General features: G+C 50.2%; 15 protein-coding genes and 1 pseudogene. All 16 read right to left on the bottom strand.

The window, feature by feature from the left end; translation table 11 throughout:
• Positions 1 to 144 precede the first annotated feature (144 nt).
• Complete coding sequence (locus tag BLV47_RS08400) at positions 145 to 1368, bottom strand: glycosyltransferase family 4 protein (RefSeq protein WP_244168847.1); 1224 nt, start codon at positions 1366 to 1368, stop codon at positions 145 to 147.
• 88 nt (positions 1369 to 1456) lie between these two features.
• The gene (galE, locus tag BLV47_RS08395) at positions 1457 to 2473 is read right to left on the bottom strand and encodes a UDP-glucose 4-epimerase GalE (RefSeq protein ID WP_092312063.1); all 1017 of its coding nucleotides are present in this window, start codon (positions 2471 to 2473) and stop codon (positions 1457 to 1459) included.
• A 24-nt stretch (positions 2474 to 2497) separates the two neighbouring features.
• On the bottom strand, positions 2498 to 3238 hold the full coding sequence (locus tag BLV47_RS08390) for a glycosyltransferase (protein ID WP_279626589.1): 741 nt from the start codon (positions 3236 to 3238) through the stop codon (positions 2498 to 2500).
• A 19-nt stretch (positions 3239 to 3257) separates the two neighbouring features.
• Positions 3258 to 4667: a mannose-1-phosphate guanylyltransferase/mannose-6-phosphate isomerase gene (locus BLV47_RS08385; protein WP_092312057.1), complete on the bottom strand. Its 1410-nt coding sequence runs from the start codon at positions 4665 to 4667 to the stop codon at positions 3258 to 3260.
• Between the two features lie 259 nt (positions 4668 to 4926).
• On the bottom strand, positions 4927 to 5901 hold the full coding sequence (gene fcl, locus BLV47_RS08380) for a GDP-L-fucose synthase (protein WP_092312053.1): 975 nt from the start codon (positions 5899 to 5901) through the stop codon (positions 4927 to 4929).
• Positions 5902 to 5904: 3 nt separating this feature from the next.
• Positions 5905 to 7026 (bottom strand): GDP-mannose 4,6-dehydratase, encoded by a 1122-nt coding sequence (gmd, locus tag BLV47_RS08375; RefSeq protein ID WP_208605250.1) that lies wholly within the window; start codon positions 7024 to 7026, stop codon positions 5905 to 5907.
• A gap of 16 nt (positions 7027 to 7042) precedes the next feature.
• On the bottom strand, positions 7043 to 7903 hold the full coding sequence (locus tag BLV47_RS08370; protein ID WP_143038246.1) for an alpha-1,2-fucosyltransferase: 861 nt from the start codon (positions 7901 to 7903) through the stop codon (positions 7043 to 7045).
• A 78-nt stretch (positions 7904 to 7981) separates the two neighbouring features.
• Positions 7982 to 9238 (bottom strand): O-antigen translocase, encoded by a 1257-nt coding sequence (locus BLV47_RS08365; RefSeq protein WP_092312044.1) that lies wholly within the window; start codon positions 9236 to 9238, stop codon positions 7982 to 7984.
• Between the two features lie 343 nt (positions 9239 to 9581).
• Positions 9582 to 9872 (bottom strand): integration host factor subunit beta, encoded by a 291-nt coding sequence (gene ihfB, locus BLV47_RS08360; protein WP_092312041.1) that lies wholly within the window; start codon positions 9870 to 9872, stop codon positions 9582 to 9584.
• 95 nt (positions 9873 to 9967) lie between these two features.
• A pseudogene (locus tag BLV47_RS36485) lies at positions 9968 to 10290 on the bottom strand (hypothetical protein).
• Positions 10291 to 10478: 188 nt separating this feature from the next.
• Positions 10479 to 12173 (bottom strand): 30S ribosomal protein S1, encoded by a 1695-nt coding sequence (rpsA, locus tag BLV47_RS08350; protein ID WP_007931318.1) that lies wholly within the window; start codon positions 12171 to 12173, stop codon positions 10479 to 10481.
• Between the two features lie 121 nt (positions 12174 to 12294).
• A complete protein-coding gene (gene cmk, locus BLV47_RS08345; protein ID WP_092312038.1) occupies positions 12295 to 12984 on the bottom strand; it encodes a (d)CMP kinase in 690 nt (229 codons plus the stop codon).
• On the bottom strand, positions 12981 to 15188 hold the full coding sequence (locus BLV47_RS08340; protein WP_244168845.1) for a bifunctional prephenate dehydrogenase/3-phosphoshikimate 1-carboxyvinyltransferase: 2208 nt from the start codon (positions 15186 to 15188) through the stop codon (positions 12981 to 12983). Before BLV47_RS08340 ends, cmk begins: the two co-directional genes overlap by 4 nt.
• Positions 15189 to 15216: 28 nt before the next feature.
• Entirely contained in the window at positions 15217 to 16329 is a 1113-nt protein-coding gene (gene hisC / locus BLV47_RS08335; RefSeq protein WP_092312032.1) for a histidinol-phosphate transaminase, read from the bottom strand.
• Between the two features lie 10 nt (positions 16330 to 16339).
• Positions 16340 to 17434: a prephenate dehydratase gene (gene pheA / locus BLV47_RS08330; protein ID WP_016964092.1), complete on the bottom strand. Its 1095-nt coding sequence runs from the start codon at positions 17432 to 17434 to the stop codon at positions 16340 to 16342.
• Positions 17434 to 18519: a 3-phosphoserine/phosphohydroxythreonine transaminase gene (gene serC / locus BLV47_RS08325; RefSeq protein WP_092317107.1), complete on the bottom strand. Its 1086-nt coding sequence runs from the start codon at positions 18517 to 18519 to the stop codon at positions 17434 to 17436. The genes pheA and serC overlap by 1 nt, the downstream gene beginning before the upstream one ends.
• Positions 18520 to 18532: the final 13 nt, after the last annotated feature.

Genomic DNA, 18532 nt, shown 5'->3' with positions numbered 1-18532 from the left:
CCGCACGCTCGAAAAACGCTAACCATTGGTCATTATTAATTTTAAAAAACCTTTAAACGACAGATCGAAATACAAATCACATATCAACCATCTAAATTACAACACATACCTCAGGAATATATAAAGCCCAGGTCAAATAAACTCTCAAAAATCATCACCTAGAAATTCCTTGTATTCTTTCATCAAAAGCTCAGAGCACAATGACGAGTCAAACTTGTTAACTGCCCTACTTCGGGCTGCAATACCCATAGATAATCTTAATTCTGGCCAGTTGAGCAAAGAATAGATTCCACGCTCCAAGGATATTGGATCAGCGACTTTCACCAGCACCCCGGTCACGCCATCTTGTATTGCATCGGACAGACCGTAAATATCCGTTCCCACAGCAGGAATCCCCATGGCAGCGGCCTCGATGATGACTGTCCCAAATCCTTCGCGATAGCTCGGCAAACACAGAAAATCTGCAATAGCCATATACTTTTCGGGCTCATTGCAATAGCCGACAATTCGGATATGGCGCTTCACTTCCTCAGAAGCACTGTCGATAATGGACTCGCCTTCAGGTTCAAATGGGCCAACAAGAACAAGAGCAACATCCTTATCCTTGGAAAGAATGCCAGCAAATGCCGCGAGCAACTCGGCAACACCCTTATCTTGCGCTATGCGTCCGACAAATAAAACGATCTTGCAGGTTTCGCCCAGGCAAAGTTCGCCCTTCAATTCATTTTTTGCTTGAGTACTATAGCGTTCAGGATTAAAGCGTTCTAGATCAATACCAGCTATTGACCCCTCACCCAAAACAGATATTCTGCTCCTCTTTATAACTCGATTGGATATGAGGAACTCCATCTGGCTATGACTATCCGCATAGCAGTGAGTATTCAGAGCACCAATAATTTTATCACACGCTTTTAGAATTGCGCGTTTGAGCCCAGTCATAGTGACCCAGGGTTGCCCGGTGTAAGTATGTAATCGAACAGGGTTTCGAGTAAAGAAACCAGCAATGGCACACAACAAGCCAGCCTTAGGCGTTGTTGAATGAACGACATCAAATTTTTCTTTAAAAAATATCTTCACCAAGCAAAAAAGAGCATACAGATCCTTTAGAAGATCAACTTTCCGCTCAATATTTACCGGAGTAAATTTTATTTCTTTATCGCTGACCAACACCTCACTCATTTCATCAAAACTGGAGATAGCTGTTACTTCAACGCCCGAGCGACTCAAATCATTAAGCTGAGTCTTTAATTGCGTAATAATAAAAAATGAAACTGTAGAAACTCTAGCAACCTTTAAACTCTTTTTCGACACCTGTTGCCCCCGGGGTGACGCTTTGAAAAATACCAAAGCCAACTTATAAAAAGCCAAAGCTGAATTTTAATCCTGTCGCGCCTAATGCGCTACATCTTGCATGCTCAAAAATCCAGCCAGGATGCCGCATCACCCTGCAGAGCCTTCATCTATAACCAGAAGGGTTTTTACTCTGCCACCTCCAACTATCAGCGACCATTGCATCCAAGCCCAAGGTCGCCGACCAGCCTAAGTCCTTGCAGGCTTTGCTGGGATCAGACCAACACTCGGCCAAATCACCCGGGCGCCGAGGAAGAAACTCAGAAGGGATATTAGCCCCCGTAATACGCCGAAAAGCATCAACGATCGCGAGCACTGAGTAACTTTTACCAGTACCCAAGTTCCAGGTATGGATTCCATCATTTTTCTGCAAGAACTCTAATGCAGCTATATGTCCACGAGCCAAATCCATGACATGAATATAATCTCGAACACCAGTCCCATCAGCAGTGTCGTAATCATTACCAAAAATCGAAACCTTATCTCGGGCCCCAACTGCAACCTGACTGACATAAGGAAATAAGTTATTTGGAACACCCTTAGGATCTTCGCCTATCAAGCCACTTGGGTGCGCACCAACAGGATTGAAATATCGCAAGACAGCTACCGACCATCTTGGATCTGCAAAAACAAGATCTTGCAGAATCTGCTCAACGATATACTTTGAACGGCCATACGGATTGATTGGTGACTTAGCCGGAAACTCCTCCTTGAGGGGCATCTGATAAGTATCGCCATAAACAGTAGCAGAAGAACTGAACACCAGATTGAATACCTTGGCACGACTCATCGCCTGACAAAGCTGTAGGCTTCCATTTACATTGCAATCATAATAGCTCAATGGTTCAGCAACGCTTTCCCCAACAGCTTTCAAGCCGGCAAAATGAATGACACAATCAATCTTGTGAGCTTTAAATATTTCATCAAGGAGAGCAGAGTTTCGAATATCCCCATCAAAAAAAGTACTGCGCTTACCTGTAATCTCCTCGACACGATCAAGAGCTACAGAGGAGCTATTCACCAGATTGTCCAGCACAACAGCCTCATAACCTTGTTGGAGACACTCCACAAGAGTATGAGAGCCAATGTACCCTACACCTCCGGTGATAAGGACTTTTTTCAAAACCCACCTCACTTGCACATAAATTTATTTTTTTGATCTAAAAAATGCTTTCAGAGATGTCAGAAAAAGACCAATAAAGCTCTGCAAATCTGGCCGTATCAAAAACTCTCTAAAAAAATAAGATGCCACTTCAGAATAGGCGAGCCTGCTGCCTTTTGACTGAAAAGCCGAAATCCTATAGTCAATCATTGGAAAACCAGTAAATACACATTTAAGACCCTCGACTTTCGAGAGCCTGATCCATAAGTCATAGTCTTCACTTTGATATCCGCCTAAGTAGCCTTTATTGGCCAGGATCAGATCTCTTTTGATCACCATTGCGGGATGGATAAATGGATTATTATATTTTAGCTTTCTACGCCAATCTTCCGACTGCAAGATTCTAGAACCAGTTATAGTTCCAGCTTCATCGATAAGTCTGCAAGACCCCGCCAACATATCAAGATCGGGATTTTCTTCAATCAACTCACAGGTTTTTTTAAGACGATCAACATGGCAAACATCATCAGCATCAAATCTGACAATGTATTTTCCCTTCGCCGCATTCACACCTACATTAAGATTGAAAGACAACTGTCCTATTTCCGTGCGAAGCAAGACAATTCTAAGATCATCGATAGCTACAACCGACTCATAGAGCTGATCAGTGCAACGATTCAAAACTATGACAAACTCAAAATCGCTGTAACTTTGTTCTAGAACGCTCTCAATTGCCTTGAACAAGAAGCCGTCGTCGCGATTGCAACACATTACAACGCTAAACATTGGATGGATCGCCGTCATCTTAGCAACGCCCATACTGGTCGGAAAAACGAACTATATCGTCCTCCCCCAAATATGACCCGGACTGGACCTCAATCAGCTCCAAAGGAATAATTCCTGGATTTTCCAAGGCATGTATCCCTCCTATAGGTATATAGGTAGACTGATTTTCTGTTACCAGGTAGGTCTTTTCTCCATTGGTTACCTTAGCCGTACCACTTACGACTATCCAATGTTCTGCACGGTGGTGGTGCATTTGAACAGAGAGTTTTTGCCCTGGCTTTACCGTTATACGCTTGACTTGATAGCGTTCCCCAGCGCCAATAGCATCATACTCTCCCCAAGGCCGATAAACTTTTTTATGAACTATATGTTCATCTCTATTCTTGCTTCGAAGATAGTCCACAACCCTCTTGACATCTTGAACTTTATCTTTTTTGGAAACCAGCACGGCATCCTTTGTCTCGACCACTACCAAATCATCAACACCAATAGCCGCAACAAACCTATTTTCGGATTTTATATAGCAATTCGTCGTATCAAGAGTAAAAACATCACCTTTCCGCAGATTACCCTTGCTGTCTCTTTCCTCGGCGTCCCAAAGTGCCGACCAAGAGCCAATATCACTCCAACCAGCGTCAAGCGGAACCATTACCGCGTCATCCGTCTTTTCCATAACAGCATAATCGATGGAGTCGTCCGGACAGGTCGTAAATATATGGCTATCTACTCGGCTGAAAAACATGTCTTGGCTACCAGCAGCAAGCGCATTTCGGCAGCAAGAAGCAATCTCTGGACAAAATTTATCGAGCTCCTGCAAATAGCGACTTGCCTTAAACATGAACATACCACTATTCCAAAAATACTCTCCGCTGTCCAAGTAATGCTGAGCAGTAGTCTTGTCTGGTTTTTCTACAAATCTGGCTACTGCAAACCCGTGTTGCTGCAGTGCTGGACCTTTTTGCAAATAACCATACCCAGTCTCCGCGCTAGTTGGAACAACGCCAAACGTAACCAAGCTACCAAGCTCAGCTAAAGCTTCAGCCTTTTTTATACTTTCTTGGAAGGTTTTATCATCAGCGATCAAATGATCTGCTGCTAAAACCAGCAATATAGGATCCTGACCATCGGCCATCGCCTGCAGAGCAGCCAGAGCTATGGCTGGGGCAGTGTTACGTGCCACCGGTTCCAGAAGAATTTTTGCATTATCAAGACCTATTTGTCTTAACTGCTCCGCAGCAAGAAAACGGTGATCTTCACTGCAGACCAACAAAGGCGACTGATGATCCAATCCATGCAACCTGCCTATGGTTGCTTGAAGCATAGAACGGTTCGAATCCAAGAGCGGCAAGAACTGTTTTGGATGCAGCTGCCGAGACAGAGGCCAGAGACGAGAGCCCGAGCCACCCGCCATAATTACTGGAACAAACATCAATATCGCCTTTGTTTTTGCCTTAAGTCAGCAGAGCCACAAAAAACAGCACCGTGACGGGTTTCAAGATAAAACCGGTGGGTCTTGCGAAAACCACCGACTTTTGAAAAGGTTGCTCAATCAATGGGCTGACTGAAAGTTAAATCAGAACCCTCGGACATTATGCGAGAATGAGCATGCATTTCAAGCATATCCTCTTCAGATCTCAGGCAACTCTCCCGATAGAAAGGAAGAGAGGCTATGGCTTACTTCACATGAGCTAGAGTCTGAGATTCTTCTCGTTCTCTATGAACCATCGATAAGCATCACGCAGTCCATCTTCAAGGCCTATTTTAGCCTGCCATCCCATTTTTCTTAGCTTTGACACATCCATCAGCTTTCTTGGGGTACCGTCCGGTTTGGTGTGATCAAATTTAATCTCACCCTTGAACCCCACAACCTTGGCAAGGGTTTCAGCTAGCTCACGAATAGTGCAGTCCACACCTGTTCCAACGTTGATATGAGAGAGCATTGGTTCAGTATTGGCCTGGTATTCCTCCAAGCTCAACTCCTGTATATGAACACTTGCTGAGGCCATATCATCCACATGCAGAAACTCCCGCATTGGCTTGCCGCTACCCCAAATCACTACTTCGTCCCCGCCCTGCGCTACCACCTCATGAAAGCGACGCAGCAAAGCTGGTATTACATGACTATTCTCGTGATGGTAGTTATCCAATGGGCCATATAAATTTGTCGGCATTACACTCCTATAATCCCGACCATACTGCCGATTAAAACTCTCACAGAGTTTTATACCTGCAATTTTTGCTATCGCATATGGCTCATTAGTTGGTTCGAGCAACCCGGTGAGCAACGCCTCTTCACGCATTGGTTGATCTGCATGTTTTGGATAGATGCACGAAGAACCTAGAAATAGCAACTTCTGCACATTATTCATATGCGCAGCATTGATCACATTCGTCTGAATCAGCAAATTTTGATAGATAAACTCTGCAGGATAGTTATTATTGGCTTGAATTCCACCGACCTTGGCGGCAGCCAAATAAACCTGGTCAACTCGATGTTCTGCAAAAAAATCGCCAACTTCTCTTTGACAGGATAGATCTACTTCACTTCGCCCAACAGCCAATACATTCTCGTAACCCTTACGGCTTAACTCACGCACAATAGCGGAGCCGACCATGCCGTGACAGCCGAGTACAAGAATTTTCTCCTGCAGCTTATAAGACATTAATCAGTTCTCCACAGCCACTGGTATTTCATGTCCGTTTTGCCTCAGCAACGCGTGACGTTGAGCAACTTTTAGATCCTCACGAACCATTTCAGCGCACATTTCTTGTACTGTAATTTCCGGAACCCAGCCAAGCTCACTCTTTGCCTTTGCAGGATCACCGAGAAGCGTCTCCACTTCAGCCGGACGGAAGTACCTAGGATCAACCCGAACAATAATATCGCCCACCTTCAAGGCGGGAACCTTATCACCTGTGATGGCGCTGACCACCGCTACTTCATCAACTCCATCACCTTCGAAGCTCAGCGTCAGCCCCAACTCTTCTGCCGACCAACGAACAAAATCACGGACGGAATATTGCACGCCGGTTGCTATTACATAATCTCGAGGCTGCTCTTGCTGGAGCATCATCCATTGCATCCGTACGTAATCCTTTGCATGCCCCCAATCTCTTAAGGCATTCATGTTGCCTAGGTAGAGGCAGCTTTCCAGGCCTTGGGAAATATTGGCAAGGGCACGGGTAATTTTACGGGTAACAAATGTTTCCCCCCGCCGCGGGGACTCGTGGTTAAACAGAATTCCATTACAGGCATACATTCCATATGCCTCGCGGTAGTTCACGGTTATCCAATAGGCATATAGTTTTGCTACAGCGTATGGAGAACGAGGATAGAATGGAGTTGTCTCTTTCTGAGGTGTCTCTTGAACCAAACCATACAGCTCGGAGGTCGAAGCTTGATAGAAACGAGTTTTTTTCTCTAGGCCAAGTAATCTAATTGCCTCAAGAATCCGGAGCGTACCCATAGCGTCAACATCAGCCGTATACTCTGGAGAATCAAAACTGACAGCAACATGAGATTGAGCACCCAGGTTGTAGACTTCATCCGGCTGAACCTCTTGAATAATTCGAGTCAGATTGGATGAGTCTGTAAGATCACCGTAGTGCAATACGAAATTTTTGTTATCTACATGTGGATCTTGGTATATATGGTCTACACGCTGAGTATTAAAAGATGATGCCCGTCGCTTTATTCCGTGAACCTCATAGCCTTTTTCAAGCAGAAACTCAGCAAGATAAGAGCCATCTTGACCAGTTACACCAGTGATAAGCGCAATTTTTTTCATACCCATCCCTTAAAACCTACTCGTGCAAAATATAATCCCAACCAATCAGCTCATTACTTCTAGCCGACTGAAAAGGTAAATTGACTTGAGGCATATAAACCAACGGCCTCTCATTGAAACTTAGGAAAGCAGCCCACCAAGCAAAAGTACTTGTCCCAACTATATAATCCTTGCAACACATTAAACTCAAAAAATCTGCGATAGCAGGCTTGACATTTCGATCTAACAGACCACAGATCTTGAAACTATGCCCTTTAAAGACCTTTTCACACCATTCTTTATCATCCGTAAAGATCATAAAATCTCTATCACTAAATGACTGGATAGCCTTTAGATAATAGTTTTCATCCATAACCTGGTGACGCGGATCTTTCGAGGCCAAGAAGTCGCCCCTACGGACATGGACCCCAACCGCCCCCGAATACATCTCCAGTCCTTTTAATATTAATTCCTGGTGCCTATTTTTTATTTCCAGCCTAAAGTCATCGCGAACAGACAACGCACTTTCTACGTATTGAAAATAACCAAGATGATACTTTACCGACGCCGCAGCAAAAGCATTTTCAAAACTAAAATTCGCATCATAATCATAAAGCAAATATTTATTTATCTTGTTGACTGACAGTTTTCTTGCAGCAAACCTTAAAACCTTAGAAAAAAAACCAGATTTAAAAAAAATACAGCTTTCAACTTCTTCATCATGATTAAACTCAATGAGATCAGAAAGCCTAATACCACTGTGCATTTTTTTCTCTAGCAAACTATCGCTATTACAAAAAACTGAACCACCCAATACCGCCTGAATGTATTTTGCCCAAGCCTGCTGGAAAAGCTGATTTCCCAACCCTCCTTGAAGCATGATTATCTTTTCGCTCAACTCCACTCCCCCAACAACCTTCAGTACAAACCTAAACAAAGATAAAAATCGATCTAAACTAAAAAATTAACAAAAAAACTAGATAGCCGTGCGACAAACCCTTCGCCAAACCAAGAACCCCATCACCACCCAATAAAAAAGATAATTAATAGAATGAGCAATAACAACACCCTGCACATCAAAAACCTTCATTAACAGCCACGCCAAGACCACAAAGCTAGCAGAAAAAACAACCTCAGATAAAACATATAATTTCACCATGCCTTTACCCTGCATGATATATGTAAACATCCAACCACCAACCCTCAGCACATCACCAAACATCTGCCAGAAGAAGAGATCACGCATCGGATAGAAGTCTTTAGTAAACAAAATTAATACAATATAGTCTCTAAGCACATAGATAACAAAAGACCCTAAGACAGCTACTGGAAGCACAATACGATAAACATGAAACAGCTCTTTTTTTATATCCGAAACCTTTTTTAACTGGGTAATTTTTGGCAAATAATAGATCCCTAATGTGGTTGAAACCAGCATCAAGGACGCCGAACTTAAACGCAGAATTGCTTCCCAACACCCTGCGGCCTGCCACCCAAACTCATTTCCAATAAAGTCCCGAACAAACATATAACTAACCGGAGCACAAATAGTTGTTGTTAAAGCCATCAACACATATTTACTCAAATTAGCTGCAATAGACTTATTGAAACCACAGAAGAAATAAGAAACCTTAAACCAACTTTCTTTACAACACAAAAGTAGCGTAGCAAAAAAACTTAGCGACTGGTAAATTGCAAGCGCTACCAGCGCCCCATAAAGCCCAAACTTAACAGACATCACAGATGTCACTAGGAGAGAAAGCAAGCTTCCTGAAATGCTTGCTAAAACATACCGCGAAACTTCTTTTTTACCCACAAGTATTGCCAACAACAAAGTGTTAGCTGTTAAAAAGACAAGAGAGATTCCAAAACAAACAAATACACCACCATAACTTCTATCTTTAAGAAAGAAAAATGCCAACTGCTCGTTGAAAACCAATATAAATAACGTCGCAATAACCGAGCCAGATAAAACTATAAATGCGGCAGTACTCCACACACTTCGCTGCTTAGCCTCATCATCTACATATTCGGCAGTAAGCTTTGTTACACCAAGATTTATTGTTCCTGTGGCAAAGGTGGTAATTATCTGGATAGCATTCTGAAACTGCCCCAATACCGCATATCCGCCAGGACCTACATACATAGCTAGAAGTTTATTAACTCCTAACAACGTCAGAATCTTAATAAGTACCGCAATGGCATTTAATAAGCCCGCACGAACTAACGTCATCAGTCGAAACCATATAATAAAGTTAAACCAAAAAACACAACCCCTCCTAAAGCCAAGGGCTCACTTAAGATATAGCTCTAGATTTATATAAAAACACAAACCGTTCTGATGACAGCCTAGAGACTTCAGAATCATCAACATTGGAACCTAGAAATATTACAACTAAATCAAAAAGTCATATTGAGTAGAAAGATACTGACTTGACAATCAAAAACATGACCAGAAAACTCTTAATAAAACTACGCTTGTCTAAAAAACAAAACAAAAACACCTGATAGACTCAATTTACAGATATTTTATAATAAATAAATCATCTCCTTCTACATCTTGCTTAATTTAAAACTCACAACTCATCCTCATCATTCACACGATCACGAAGCTCCTTCCCGGGCTTAAAATGCGGTACAAACTTCCCATCCAGACTCACTGACTGGCCCGTCTTGGGATTGCGCCCAACCCTGGGCGCACGATAGTGGAGCGAAAAACTACCAAAACCGCGAATCTCAATACGGTCACCAGTAGCCAGACACTGAGACATTTGCTCAAGCATGGTCTTGATGGCCAACTCGACATCCTTGGATGAGAGCAGTCCTTGATGGGTGACAATTCGCTCGATCAACTCCGACTTCGTCATGTTTTTCCCTTCTTTTTCAAGCAGCTAGGTCAAGTGCTCAGAAGGTTTTAGCATGCCCTGAAGGTTTTGAACAGCCCAGGCGCAGACTTGCCGCCTCAATCGCCCTCTCCATTCTTAGCCTCAGCAATAGACTCCCACGAACGACACATCACCAGCATGGTTCTAGTTAAATAGACTGCAGGATTCCAACCGAAAGGGTAGTCCTCCCTCTCTTCTTTAGCATCGCTGGACTTTGTGATGACCTTATAACCGCGAGCCTTACACTCAAGCGCCGCTCACTGATAGCCCCCCCCCTCCCAGCTTGCCCCAAGCCCCGAGCAGTCGATTTCTATGCCCCCCCCCCACGAACCGCATGGGTTGTCACATTAGTCGTACATCTACCCAGAAGAAGCAAAACGATTACACCTAATCTAATTATGCTCTTCCTTATGCGACTCAAGCCGCTCGAACAACACACCAATAGGGCCAAGACTAACCCTCTATATGCAATCAGCTCGCTTAAGAAAGAGACAATCCATTCAGCAGGTTGGTTTCGCAGTTTCACCTCAAGTATTACCAAAATAAAAAAGGGCGACCGAAGTCGCCCTTTTTATGGTCTGACAGAACTTAGTTCTGCTTTTCCATTTGTGCACGCAGCAGGTCGCCCAGAGTGGTAGGACCAGCAGCGATATCCGAAGCAGCTGGCTTGTCGCGCAGGCTCTGGATAGCTTCTTTCTCGTCTTCAACGTCTTTCGACTTGATCGAGAGCTGGATTACACGGCTCTTACGGTCAACGCTGATGATCTTGGCTTCAACTTCTTCGCCTTCTTTCAGAACGTTACGCGCATCTTCGATGCGGTCACGGCTGATTTCAGAGGCCTTCAGAGTAGCTTCGATGTCGTTGGCCAGGGTGATGATGGCGCCTTTGGCGTCAACTTCTTTTACAACACCCTTAACGATTGCACCCTTGTCGTTCTCTTGTACGTACTCGGAGAACGGATCGCTTTCCAGCTGCTTGATGCCCAGGGAGATACGCTCACGCTCTGGGTCAACAGACAGGATGACGGTATCCAGCTCGTCGCCCTTCTTGAAGCGTCGTACGGCTTCTTCGCCAACTTCGTTCCAGGAGATGTCGGACAGGTGAACCAGACCGTCGATACCGCCGTCCAGACCAATGAAGATACCGAAATCGGTGATCGACTTGATGGTGCCGGAGATCTTATCGCCCTTGTTGAACTGGCCAGAGAAGTCTTCCCATGGGTTGGACTTGCACTGCTTGATACCGAGGGAGATGCGACGACGCTCTTCGTCGATGTCCAGAACCATAACTTCCACTTCGTCGCCGACTTGTACGACTTTCGAAGGGTGGATGTTCTTGTTGGTCCAGTCCATTTCCGAAACGTGTACCAGACCTTCAACACCCTCTTCCAGCTCAGCGAAGCAGCCGTAGTCGGTCAGGTTGGTTACACGAGCGGTAACGCGAGTGCTTTCTGGGTAACGAGCCTTGATGGCGACCCATGGATCTTCGCCCAGTTGCTTCAGGCCCAGGGAAACACGATTGCGCTCGCGATCGTACTTCAGAACCTTGACATCGATCTCGTCGCCAACGTTGACGATCTCGGAAGGATGCTTGATGCGCTTCCAAGCCATGTCGGTGATGTGCAGCAGGCCATCGACGCCGCCCAGATCAACGAATGCGCCGTAGTCGGTGAGGTTCTTGACGATACCTTTGACTTGTTGACCTTCCTGCAGGGATTCCAGCAGAGCTTCACGCTCAGCGGAGTTCTCGGCTTCGAGCACGCTACGACGGGAAACGACAACGTTGTTGCGCTTCTGATCGAGTTTGATGACCTTAAACTCGAGCTCTTTGCCTTCCAGGTGCGTGGTGTCGCGCACTGGACGGACGTCAACCAGAGAACCTGGCAGGAACGCACGGATGCCGTTAACGTCGACAGTGAAGCCGCCTTTAACCTTACCGTTGATAACGCCCTTGACCACTTCTTCGGCTGCGAAGGCTGCTTCCAGAACGATCCAGCATTCAGCGCGCTTGGCTTTTTCACGGGAGAGCTTGGTTTCACCGAAACCGTCTTCAACCGAATCCAGAGCAACGTGAACTTCATCACCAACATTGATGGACAGTTCGCCAGCATCGTTGTAGAACTGCTCAAGCGGGATCAGTGCTTCAGACTTCAGACCAGCGTGAACGGTTACCCAACGCGCTTGGTAGTCGATGTCGACGATAACACCGGTGATGATGGAGCCTGCCTGAAGGTTCAGGGTTTTTAGGCTTTCTTCAAAGAGTTCCGCAAAGCTTTCGCTCATTTTAATTCCTGTTGATAAGGGCGAAGAATACGCCCATCTGCCACATCCCAGACAATGTGGGTTACGTTCATATAAAAGAAAGATCGCAGGACTATGACTGGTCCCCCGCGATCTTCCTTGTTCACCCGGCGATATCGCGAATGGCGATCTCGCTCAGAATGCGTTGCAACACCTGCTCGATGGACAACTCCGTAGAATCCAGCTGTATGGCGTCGGCCGCCGGCTTGAGCGGGGCCACCGCTCGCTGGGTATCGCGCTCATCGCGCGCACGAATCTCATCTAGCAGACTCGACAGACTAACACCATCGACCTTCCCCTTCAACTGCAAGTAACGCCGACGAGCACGCTCCTCGGCGCTGGCAGTGAGGAAAATTTTTAATGGTGCATCCGGAAACACCACAGTGCCCATGTCGCGACCATCCGCTACCAGCCCCGGCGGCTCCTGGAAAGCTCGCTGACGCTGCAACAAAGCATCACGCACGGCCGGCAGCGCCGCGACCTGAGAAGCCCAGGCACCAACCTGCTCATTACGCAGATCATCAGTTACATCATCACCCTCGAGAATGATCCTCTGCGGATGATGTTCAGTGGCTCCAAGAAACTGCACATCAAGATGCGCCGCCAGCAACTTAAGCGACTCTTCATTGGTCAAGTCGACCCCATGATTGCGTGCCGCGAACGCCAGCAACCGGTACAAAGCGCCGGAATCCAGCAAGCACCAGCCCAAATGCTTGGCCAACTTGCCAGCAATGGTGCCCTTGCCAGAACCACTAGGCCCGTCGATGGTGATTACAGGCGCCTTGATATTCACGACTGAGCCTCTTGTGCAACCCGAATCCCCACCTGCGCGCACAGCGCGAGAAAATTCGGGAACGAAGTCGCAACGTTCGCGCAGTCATGAATACGAATCGGCGCATTGGCCCGCAACGAGGCAACACTGAATGCCATGGCAATACGGTGATCGCCGTGACCATGCACTTCACCCCCGCCGATCTGCCCACCATCAATGATGATGCCGTCCGGAGTCGGCTCGCACTTGACCCCCAAGGCCAGCAAGCCATCAGCCATGACCTGGATGCGGTCGGACTCCTTGACCCGCAGTTCTTCGGCGCCGCGCAACACAGTGCGGCCTTCAGCGCAGGCTGCCGCGACGAACAGCACCGGGAACTCATCGATTGCCAGCGGCACCAATTCCTCGGGAATTTCGATGCCCTTGAGTTTGGCAGCCCGCACATGCAGATCCGCAACAGGCTCACCGCCGACTTCGCGCTGGTTCTCCAGACGAATATCAGCCCCCATCAGCCGCAGGATATCGATTACGCCAGTGCGGGTCGGGTTGATCCCTACGTGCTCAAGTACCAGCTCCGAACCTTCAGCGATCGACGCGGCGACCAGGAAGAACGCTGCGGAGGAGATATCTGCCGGCACCTCAATATGAGTCGCCTTGAGCTTGCCGCCGGATTCAACCGAAGCAGTTGCACCGTCGACATTCACCGAGTAGCCGAAGCCGCGCAGCATGCGCTCGGTGTGATCACGAGTCGGCGCAGGCTCAGTAACGGTGGTCTTCCCATCAGCGTACAAACCGGCCAACAGCAGGCACGACTTAACCTGGGCACTGGCCATCGGCAAGGTATAGGTCAGCCCCTTGAGCTTGTGACCACCGCGAATCACCATCGGTGGGCGCCCCTCGGCCGCAGTCTCGATCACCGCCCCCATTTCCCGCAGCGGATTGGCCGCACGGTTCATTGGGCGCTTGGACAGAGAAGGATCCCCCGTCAGAGTGCTGTCGAAGCTCTGTGCAGCCAGCAAACCGGAAAGCAGACGCATCGAAGTACCGGAGTTGCCCAGGTAGATCGGGCCCGGTGCTGGCTTCAAGCCATGCAACCCCACCCCATGGATGGTCACACGCCCATGGTGCGGCCCCTCGATGACCACTCCCATGTCGCGAAATGCCTGCAACGTGGCCAAGGCATCTTCACCCTCGAGGAAACCCTCGACTTCAGTGGTGCCTTCAGCCAGGGAGCCGAGCATGATCGAACGGTGGGAAATCGACTTGTCGCCCGGTACACGAATCCGCCCAGACAGGCGGCCACCAGGATTTGCCAGGAAAATCAGATCGTTGGAGTTCATAGCGTCCACATAGGCCCGGCGGGCCAGGATTTTACCGAAATGCTCGCGGGCAACCCGGGCGCGAGTGAATACGCCCAACAACTGATGCCCGTCCCCTGCATCGACCGCATCGCGCAGGGCGTCGAGGTCGTTGCGAAATGTATCGAGTGTGCGCAGAACCGCTTCGCGATTGGCGAGGAAGATGTCGTGCCACATGACCGGGTCGCTGCCGGCGATTCTCGTGAAATCGCGGAAACCGCCCGCAGCGTAACGGAAGATGTCGAGATTTTCACTGCGCTTGGCCAGCGAATCCACCAGGCCGAATGCCAACAAGTGCGGCAAGTGACTGGTGGCCGCCAGAACCTCGTCATGGCGCTCGACCTGCATATGCTCAACATCCGCTCCCAGCTCACGCCAAAGCCTGTCGACCAGCTCCAGCGCATCCGGATCGGTTTGCTCCAGAGGCGTCAGGATCACTTTGTGGCGACGGAACAACTGGGCATTGGAGGCTTCGACACCGCTCTGCTCGGAGCCGGCAATCGGATGCCCGGGGACGAAGCGCGCCGGCATGCCGGCAAACGCCTCTTGTGCCGCGCGCACCACATTGCCCTTGGCACTGCCGACATCAGTCAGCACCGCCTGCCCCAGATCCATCCTGGCCAGCAACGCCAGAAGCTTTTCCATGGCCAGGATCGGCACGGCCAGTTGAATCACATCGGCTCCCTGGCAAGCCAGAGCCAGATCCTCTTCACAACGATCCACGACCCCCAGCTCAACCGCCAACTGGCGGGACTGGGGATCCAGATCGACACCGACCACTTCGCGGCACACGCCACTTTCGCGCAACCCCTTAGCGAAGGAGCCACCAATCAATCCCAGACCGATCACCACCAGGCGACCGATCATAGGCTCAGCAGATTGCGTTGGAATGACATCAACCACGAGCCAGAACCTTGGCCAAAGCCTCAAGGAAACGCGTGTTTTCCGCCGGCAAGCCGATGGTCACGCGTAAATGGTTAGGCATCCCGTAGTTGGCCACCGGACGCACAATCACCCCTTCGCGCAACAAGCCCTGAAACACGGGGGCAGCCTCGCGCCCCACATCCACGGCAATGAAATTGCCCTTGGACGCAATCCAGCTCAAGCCCAGATCACGGAAACCCGCCTCCAGTTGCTGCATGCCCGCCTCATTCAGACGGCGACTCTCAGCCAGGTAGTCCGCATCCTGCAGCGCGGCACAAGCCGCCGCCAGGGCCAGGCTGTTGACGTTGAACGGCTGGCGGACTCGGTTCAGTACATCCGCCACCACCGGGGTCGAGAGCCCATAACCGACCCGCAGGGCCGCCAGGCCGTAGGCCTTGGAGAAGGTCCGCGATACCAGCAGGTTCGGGTAGGCCGCCAGGAAGTCCAGGCCGTCCGGCAGGTCGCTGCCTTCGGCGTACTCGATATAGGCTTCGTCCAGTACCACCAGCACATGAGCCGGGACATCCTGAAGAAACTCATCCAGCTCCTCAGCACTGAACCAGGTACCGGTCGGGTTGTTCGGGTTGGCAATGAACACCACACGGGTCTGCTCATCGATGGCCTTGAGCATGGCCGGCAAGTCATGCCCCCAATGCCTGGCCGGAACCACGCGCGCGGCAGCTCCCACCGCCTGGGTCACGATGGGATAGACGGCAAAGGCGTGCTCACTGAACACCGCATTCAGTCCGGGCGCCAGATAGGCCCGCGCCACCAGCTCAAGGATGTCGTTGGAACCGTTGCCCAGAGTGACCTGCTGGATGTCCACGCCGCAGCGTTCGGCCAGCAGGGATTTGAGGGCAAAACCGTTGCCATCGGGATAACGGGTCAATTCCGCCAGCTCGTCACGAATCGCCGCCAGCGCCTTGGGGCTGGCGCCCAGCGGGTTTTCATTACTCGCCAGCTTGACGATGGTGGCCGGATCGATGTCCAGCTCACGGGCCAGTTCGTCCACGGGCTTGCCCGGAACGTAAGGCGAAAGTTGTTGCACGCCTGGTTGCGCCAGTGCGAGGAAGTCGCCACTCATTGTTAAAGCCTCAGAGAACCGCTTTCGGGTAGGAACCCAGCACCTTGAGTGCCACTGCTTCCTGACTGATCTTTTCCAGCACGTCCTTGATCAACGGATCACGGTGGTGGCCAACGAAGTCGATGAAGAACACATAGGTCCATTTGCCGCTGCGCGAGGGTCGGGTCTCGATGCGCGTCAGGTCGATTCCGTTGTCGTGGAACGGCACCAGCAATTCGTGCAAGGCACCGGGCTTGTTGCTCATGGAGACAATGATCGAGGTCTTGTCGTCGCCGGTCGGCGGCACTTCCTGATTACCGATCATCAAGAAGCGCGTGGAATTGTCCGGACGATCCTCGATTTTCTCCGCCAGACGCGTCAGCCCATACAGCCCCGCCGCCATGTCGCCGGCGATGGCCGCCGAGTTCCATTCACCCTTGACCCGCTTGGCCGCCTCAGCGTTGCTGGAGACCGCCACACGCTCGACATTCGGATAATGGGCGTCCAGCCACTTGCGGCACTGGGCCAGCGACTGGGCGTGGGAGTAAATGCGGCTGATGCTGTCAGTCTTGGTGTTCTCGCCCACCAGCAAGTGATGGTGGATACGCAACTCGACTTCGCCGCAGATCACCATGTCGTGCTCAAGGAAACTGTCGAGGGTGTGGTTGACCGCACCCTCGGTGGAGTTTTCCACCGGCACCACACCGAAGTTAACCGCACCGGCCGCCACTTCGCGGAACACCTCGTCGATCGCCGCCATCGGCTTGCTGATCACCGCATGACCGAAGTGCTTCATGGCCGCAGCCTGGGTGAAAGTGCCTTCAGGGCCCAGATAAGCCACCTTCAGCGGCTGCTCCAGCGCCAGGCACGAAGACATGATTTCGCGGAACAAACGCGCCATCTCTTCATTGCCCAGTGGCCCCTGGTTGCGCTCCATCACCCGCTTGAGCACCTGAGCTTCACGCTCGGGACGATAGAACACCGGCACTTCGCCTTCTGCCAGGGAAGCCATCTTCACCCGGGCAACTTCCTGGGCACACCGCGCACGCTCGCTGATCAACTCCAGGACCTTCTCGTCCAGAGCATCGATGCGCAGGCGCAGGGCCTTGAGTTCTTGCTCAGACATCAGCCGTGTTCCTTCTCGAACTCTGCCATGTAAGCCACCAGCGCATTGACGGCGTCGATGTCCACGGCGTTGTAGATGGAAGCGCGCATGCCACCCACCGAGCGATGGCCCTTGAGGTTGAGCAGGCCGCGGGCCTCGGCGCCAGCCAGGAACGGCTTGTCCAGGCGGTCGTCGGCCAGACGGAACGGCACGTTCATCCACGAGCGGTCGGGCTTGTTGATCGGGTTGCTGTACAGGCCGCTGGCATCGATGAAGTCATACAGGGTGCGCTGCTTGACTTCGTTGCGCTTGGCGATGGCTTCCACCCCGCCCTGCTCCTTGAGCCACTCGAATACCAGGCCGGACAGGTACCAGGCCAGGGTCGGCGGCGTGTTGTACATCGAGCCATTGTCTGCTGCGACCTTGTAGTCGAGCATGGTCGGGCACAGCGAACGGGCGCGGCCCAGCAGATCTTCGCGAATGATGTTCACCAGGATGCCGCTAGGGCCGATGTTCTTCTGCGCACCGGCGTAGATCATGCCGAAACGGGAGATATCCACAGGGCGCGAGAGGATGTCGGAAGACATGTCGGCCACCAGAGGCACATCACCGGTTTGCGGGATCCAGCTGAATTCCAGGCCGCCGATGGTTTCGTTCGGCGCGTAATGCACGTAGGCGGCGTCTTTCGACAGCTGCCATTCGTTCTGACCTGGAATCGCAAAGTAGTCGTAAGGCTTGGCAGTGGCCGCGACATTGACCTGACCGTAGCGGGAAGCCTCTTCGATGGCTTTCTGCGACCAGATACCGGTATCGATGTAGTCGGCCTTGCCACCTTCTGGCAGCAGGTTCAGTGGAATCTGGGCAAATTGCTGGCTGGCGCCGCCTTGCAGAAACAGCACTTTATAGTTCGAGGGGATATTCAGCAGATCACGCAGATCCTGCTCGGCCTTGGTGGCAATGGAGACGAATTCATCGCTGCGATGACTCATCTCCATGACCGAGAGGCCCTTGCCATGCCAATCCAGCAATTCGGCCTGGGCACGCAACAGGACAGCTTCAGGTAGCGCAGCGGGACCTGCGCAGAAGTTATAGGCTCGTTTGCTCACATCCACTCTCGCT

The organism is Pseudomonas saponiphila (assembly GCF_900105185.1).
GTDB lineage: Bacteria > Pseudomonadota > Gammaproteobacteria > Pseudomonadales > Pseudomonadaceae > Aquipseudomonas > Aquipseudomonas saponiphila.
This window is presented reverse-complemented; position numbering and strand designations above follow the sequence as displayed.

What these genes read in the sequence shown, in the direction of transcription:
- BLV47_RS08390 (WP_279626589.1), bottom strand. Translation starts at nt 3,238, where the DNA reads ATGTTTAGCGTTGTAATGTGTTGCAATCGCGACGACGGCTTCTTGTTC.
- BLV47_RS08385 (WP_092312057.1), bottom strand. Translation starts at nt 4,667, where the DNA reads ATGTTTGTTCCAGTAATTATGGCGGGTGGCTCGGGCTCTCGTCTCTGG.
- fcl (WP_092312053.1), bottom strand. Translation starts at nt 5,901, where the DNA reads ATGTCTTATAAGCTGCAGGAGAAAATTCTTGTACTCGGCTGTCACGGC.
- gmd (WP_208605250.1), bottom strand. Translation starts at nt 7,026, where the DNA reads ATGAAAAAAATTGCGCTTATCACTGGTGTAACTGGTCAAGATGGCTCT.
- BLV47_RS08365 (WP_092312044.1), bottom strand. Translation starts at nt 9,238, where the DNA reads ATGACGTTAGTTCGTGCGGGCTTATTAAATGCCATTGCGGTACTTATT.
- ihfB (WP_092312041.1), bottom strand. Translation starts at nt 9,872, where the DNA reads ATGACGAAGTCGGAGTTGATCGAGCGAATTGTCACCCATCAAGGACTG.
- rpsA (WP_007931318.1), bottom strand. Translation starts at nt 12,173, where the DNA reads ATGAGCGAAAGCTTTGCGGAACTCTTTGAAGAAAGCCTAAAAACCCTG.
- BLV47_RS08340 (WP_244168845.1), bottom strand. Translation starts at nt 15,188, where the DNA reads ATGATCGGTCGCCTGGTGGTGATCGGTCTGGGATTGATTGGTGGCTCC.
- hisC (WP_092312032.1), bottom strand. Translation starts at nt 16,329, where the DNA reads ATGAGTGGCGACTTCCTCGCACTGGCGCAACCAGGCGTGCAACAACTT.
- pheA (WP_016964092.1), bottom strand. Translation starts at nt 17,434, where the DNA reads ATGTCTGAGCAAGAACTCAAGGCCCTGCGCCTGCGCATCGATGCTCTG.